Origin of the sequence: Sphingomonas sp. Ant20 (assembly GCF_000783375.1) — a bacterium.
GTDB classification, from domain to species: domain Bacteria; phylum Pseudomonadota; class Alphaproteobacteria; order Sphingomonadales; family Sphingomonadaceae; genus Sphingomonas; species Sphingomonas aerolata.
This window is the reverse complement of the sequence record NZ_JRVI01000166.1, coordinates 1-2,518: the sequence shown is the minus strand read 5'-3', so window position 1 is coordinate 2,518 and position 2,518 is coordinate 1. Positions and strand designations below refer to the sequence as shown.

The following is a 2,518-nucleotide window of genomic DNA, read 5'->3' as shown; positions in this document are numbered from 1 at the left end:
TGCGGCTGCGCTTGGCCTTGATGCCCCAGAGCAGCCCGGCGATCACGAAGAGCGCGAGCACCGCGATGATCGCGAAATGGATCGTCGTCAGCGTGGTGATGCCGTCGGGGGAGCAGGCTGTCGCCCGAGGCGGACGTCGCGGAAGTTTCGTTCATTTGCCTATAGTAGCGGGGTGGGTCGGGGGGGGCGAGACTTAATGCGCGTTGGCGGTGGTATCAGTGGCGTTGCGTTTGGGGATGCGCCCCACCCCAACCCCTCCCCTGGAAGGGGAGGGGCTTTTGCTTCGGGTCAGCGGGTGAGTTCGCGCCAGCCTATGTCGCGGCGGTAGAAGCCTTCTTCGAAATCGATCGCCTCGACCGCGCGGTAGGCGTTGGCCTGGGCGGAGGCGAGGTCGTCGCCGGTGGCGGTGACCGCTAGGACGCGGCCGCCCGCGGCGACGAGGCCGCCATCCTCGAGCCGGGTGCCGGCGTGGAAGACGGTGCCGCCCGCCGCGCGTGCCGAATCGAGGCCGATGATCGCGCCGCCTGCCTTTGGCGTGCCGGGATAACCCTCGGCCGCCATCACCACGGTCAGCGCGGTGGCGGCGCTGAAGCGGGCGGGGGGCAGGTCGGCGAGGCGGCCCTCTGCCACCGCGAGCATCGTCGCGATCAGGTCGCCCTCGAACCGCATCATCAGCACCTGCGTCTCGGGATCGCCGAAGCGCGCGTATATTCGATCAGCTTGGGGCCCTGCGCGGTGAGCATGAGGCCGGCATAGAGGACGCCGCTGAACGGGATCCCGTCCGCCGCCATCGCGGCGACGGTGGGGGCGACGATCTCGTCGAGCGCACGCTGTTCGAGCGCGGCGGTGAGGACGGGGGCGGGGCTGTAGGCGCCCATGCCGCCGGTATTGGGGCCGGTATCGCCCTCGCCGACGCGCTTGTGATCCTGCGCCGAGCCGAACGGCATCAGCGTAGTGCCGTCGGTGAGGACGAAGAGGCTCGCCTCCTCGCCTTCGAGGAATTCCTCGATCACCGCCTCCGCCTCGCCGTCCGCGAACAGCGCGTCGAGCGCGGCGTCGGCCTCGGCGCGGGTGAAGGCGATGACGACGCCCTTGCCCGCGGCGAGCCCGTCGGCCTTGATGACCACGGGCAGCGAGAAGGTGCGGGTGAGCGCGACGTCGGCATCTGCACGGCTCGCGACGCGGACATAGCCCGCGGTCGGGATGCGGCGCGCGTGCACAGATCCTTGGTGAAGCCCTTCGACCCTTCGAGCTGGGCGGCGGCCCTGGACGGACCGAAGACGGGGATGGCGGCGGCGCGCAGGCTATCAGCGAGGCCGTCGACGAGCGGCGCCTCGGGGCCGATCACGACGAGGCCGATGGCTTTCTCGCGGACGAAGGCGACGACGGACGCGTGATCCGTCGCATCGAGACGCACGAGCGTCGCAAGGCTGGCAATGCCGGGGTTGCCCGGCGCGGCATAGAGCGTATCGAGGCCTGGAGAAAAGCTGGCCGATTGCACCAGCTTCCACGCGAGCGCATGTTCGCGGCCCCCCGAGCCTAACAGCAGGACGTTCATGCCCGATCCCTTTTCCGATGACGTCGTGTCCAGCGACATGCTGGCGAGCGATATGGGGCGGCTGGTAGCCGAGCCGGTCGCCGGCGACAACGCACTCGCCATGTCGGTCGGCGAACTCGCGTTCAAGCTGAAGCGGATGGTCGAGGGCGAATTCGGCCATGTCCGCCTGCGCGGCGAGATTTCGGGATGGAAGCGCGTGGCGTCGGGGTATTGCTACATGGCGCTGAAGGACGATCAGGCGGTGATCGACGGCGTGATCTGGAAGGGGAGCGCGGCGCGGCTCGCCTTCGTGCCGCAGGACGGCGTCGAGGTGATCGCGACGGGCAAGCTGACGACCTATCCGGGGCGGTCGAAATACCAGATCGTGATCGACCGGATGGAGCTGGCGGGCGCGGGCGCGCTGATGGCGCTGCTCGAGAAGCTGAAGGCGAAGCTCGGCGGCGAGGGGCTGTTCGACGCGGCGGCCAAGAAGCCGCTGCCGTTCATGCCGCAGGTGATCGGCGTGGTCACGTCGGGGACGGGCGCGGTGATCCGCGACATTCTCCACAGGCTCGAGGATCGCTGTCCGACGCACGTCATCGTCTGGCCGGTCAAGGTGCAGGGCGAGGGATCGGCGGCCGAGATCGCCGCGGCGGTGCGCGGGTTCGATGCGATCGCGCCCGGCGGACCGGTGCCGCGCCCCGATCTGGTGATCGTCGCGCGCGGTGGCGGGTCGGTCGAGGATCTCTGGTCGTTCAACGAGGAGGTCGTCGTGCGCGCGGTCGCCGCCTGCTCGATCCCGATCATCTCCGCGGTGGGCCATGAGACCGACACGACCTTGTGCGACTATGCCGCCGACCTGCGCGCGCCGACGCCGACCGCGGCGGCCGAGATCGCGGTGCCGGTGCTCGCCGACCTGAGGCTGACGATCGACAGCCACCGCAACCGGACCGAGCGGTGTGCGCGACGCTATGTCGAGCG

1 protein-coding gene and 1 pseudogene are annotated in these 2,518 nt (G+C 69.8%); one reads left to right on the top strand and one right to left on the bottom strand.

Annotation, left to right across the window (positions count from 1 at the left end):
* Positions 1 to 288 precede the first annotated feature (288 nt).
* Positions 289 to 1,558, bottom strand: a pseudogene (gene purD, locus NI18_RS16650) (phosphoribosylamine--glycine ligase).
* Between purD and xseA the strand changes: the two are divergent.
* On the top strand, positions 1,557 to 2,518 hold a 962-nt coding region (xseA, locus tag NI18_RS16645), incomplete at its 3' end, for an exodeoxyribonuclease VII large subunit (protein WP_084215259.1). The pseudogene purD and the gene xseA sit on opposite strands and share 2 nt — an antisense overlap.